Raw genomic sequence first — 2,827 nt, 5'->3', positions numbered from 1 at the left:
GTTGACGACGGTAATGGAGTTAAGTCGTTGGCTCTTACTAGCTATCGCCCAAATAGTTGTCAGAGGTTAGATATGGGAAGTGTGGGGAGAGGGGGAGAGGGGGAGATGGGGAGATGGGGAGATGGGGAGATGGGGAGATGGGGAGATGGGGAGATGGGGAGATGGGGAGATGGGGAAATGGGGAGATGGGGAGATGGGAGCGATTTTTATTAAGGGTAATTATCCTGACATGATATGAGGAGCGCGATCGCATATCGGTTCATGGCAAAGGCATCTAAATTCTAGAAGCCTTACTCAGCAGAAAAGATTTAAAAATTCGTAAGCATTCAGCGGTCAGCGGTCAGCCGTCAGCCGTCAGCCGTCAGTGGTCAGCCGTCAGTGGTCAGCCGTCAGTGGTCATATCAAATCCGGATAATTGCCCACACTTACGATATCCAGACAACATCTTTCTCCCCCTGCTCCCCTGCACCCGAAGCTCCCCTGCTCCCCTCACCAGGAAGTATGGTTATTCAACCGGATTTGATATCAGTGCTCAGCTTATTGTATTCAAAAGCTATTCCTAAAGTAGCGTGCCCATAGCCCATAAGCTAATGGCTGATACGCGACACGCTGATACGCGACACGCTGATAGCTGAATACTTATCAAAATTCCTAAGCAAAAATACTTATTCAATGACTCTCATATCCAGTAGGCATTTCCAAATAAGATGCGAATACCACTGCATATCGGTCAAATCCAGAACCATTAGGTTTTTTTGACTTTCTCAAACTTACCTAACATTTTTGATGCAGTCGCTTTTGAAATCATAAAAATATGAGAAAATGCAAAATCACAGAGTAAATAAGTCAGTCAGTTGACATGGGATGGCTGGAAAAGGTCTCTGGATTGGTGGTCTTTAGACAAAAGATCAACCACTGTTTCCTTATGCCTACCAAACTGACTTCTGCTGACTTCCCCCTGACCAGTATAACATCTTGACCCAAGGGGTTTCGGTTAGTGGAAAAAGTTGGCTAAATCAGCATTTTTATAGCTGATATATTTGCTGTAGTTATTGTCTTAACCATATTCCTAAAACAAATCACTGTGATTACCAAAGGAGCTGCCCATGCTTGAAATAATGAGTATTCAAAAAGCTGATGAAACCAGTCAATTAAAAAATCCAAAAAAGGTAATAATTACTGGCAGTTTGTAAATAATTATCCAAATCAACGAGTTACCTACAGTAAAAACTGTTAAAAACGGCTGGCAGGAATTTAATGTTGATTGCGATGGCACGATTTTTACGATTAAGGTCAAACCTAAAGTTTGGAAAAAAATCACGACGGCTAATGAGATGTATTCCATGTGGGTCGCTGTTATTACTGGCAAACTGGGAGCGAAAATTAACAAAGGGTTTCGGGTAGAGCAACCAGGCATTCAAGTATTTGAGAAAAAACCCAAGGCACCGAAACCAGAGAAAGCACAGCTACAAGCCCAATCACAGGAACAGCTACAACCACAAGCACAAGCCCAATCACAGGAGCAGCTACAGGAGGAGCTACAAGCTCAATCACAGGAGCTAGCCCAATCACAGGAGCAGCTAGCTCAATCACACGAACAGCTAGCCCAATCACAGGAGCAGCTAGCTCAATCACACGAACAGCTAGACCAATCACAGGAGCAGCTACAAGGTCAATCACACGAACAGCTACAGGAGCAGCTAGCCCAATCACAGGAACAGCTACAAGCACAAGCCTAAGCAAAGACCAAGAATTGGGCGTTAAACTGATTTAATCTGAACAGTTATTATCAAATTTCGTTAATCGTTAATTGAGAATTAATAATTTTAAATTAACGATTAACAATTAACAATTAACAATTAACAATTTTTCGGGATTCCTGCTCCAGCGGGTCGGTTCCTCAGCCCCCAAGCCACAAAAGGTAATGTTATGCTAGCTTCAACGGCTAATTGTTCATAGCGTTCATTGGTTTACAGGCTTTAGCCATAAGCCATTTCCTATAGGCTATCTCCAGATGAGCGATCGCATAACTCATATCCTTCTGATTGATGATGACCCAGTATTCCGATTGGGTATAAGGACTGCCTTGCAAGCCTTCGAGGATCTACTAGTTGTAGCTGAGGCTGATACTGGTACAGAAGCCCTATCAAGATTAGCGGCACTAGAGGCGACCAACTCCGTGGATTTGGCAATTTTGGAACTAGCTTTGGATCCCCCTAATTCAAGTGAAGGGATAGCCTTATCAGGATTGCCACTGTGTCAGCGATTACAGCAGGAGTACCCTAACTTGCCAATCTTACTACTGACCAGGGAATCTCAACCCACTGTACTAGCAGCAGCTCAAGCATTGGGTGTAAATGGGTACTGCCCCAAAGGAGTAGCGATCTCTACCATTGTTGAAGCCATTGGTCAAATTATTGAGGGTCAATCCTATTGGCAGACACTGTCTAACTTACCTACTGTATCTTATAAAGCTGCAGGTTTTGCTCCCTGGTATCAACAGTGGCGTAAATCAGGATTCCAACAATTTGAAGCGGCTTTAGCCCAGGTCAATAGTCAGCTGCAAAATCCTCGTCTTTCCAATTGGGATTGGCTGTTTTGGACTGGACGCCGTCGAGAACTGTTGGTAGCCCGTTGGCTGGCGGATCAGCTATTACCTGCTAGCATCATTCTGGTGGAACCGTCACGGGACAATTCCTTAGTCCCAATGCCTAAACCGGAAAGGTCACTGACTGTTGCGCCAATGGCTCAATCCCAGCTTAGCCCTAACGGAGCACTAGTTGAGCGGAGAGTTGAGCGGACAATGGTAAAACTTCAATCTGGTTTA

At 44.5% G+C, this 2,827-nt stretch carries 2 protein-coding genes; both read left to right on the top strand.

All coding sequences use genetic code 11. The features are described 5' to 3' along the window. Positions 1-1,343 precede the first annotated feature (1,343 nt). A complete protein-coding gene (locus F6K51_RS35855; protein ID WP_293030577.1) occupies positions 1,344-1,739 on the top strand; it encodes a hypothetical protein in 396 nt (131 codons plus the stop codon). 275 nt (positions 1,740-2,014) lie between these two features. Then, positions 2,015-2,827: response regulator transcription factor (locus F6K51_RS35850; protein WP_293030574.1), on the top strand; the 813-nt coding region annotated here is incomplete at its 3' end.

The organism is Moorena sp. SIO3I8 (assembly GCF_010692325.1).
Classification (GTDB): domain Bacteria; phylum Cyanobacteriota; class Cyanobacteriia; order Cyanobacteriales; family Coleofasciculaceae; genus Moorena.
The sequence above is the reverse complement of the archived record's forward strand: the minus strand, read 5'-3'. Positions and strand labels throughout refer to the sequence as shown.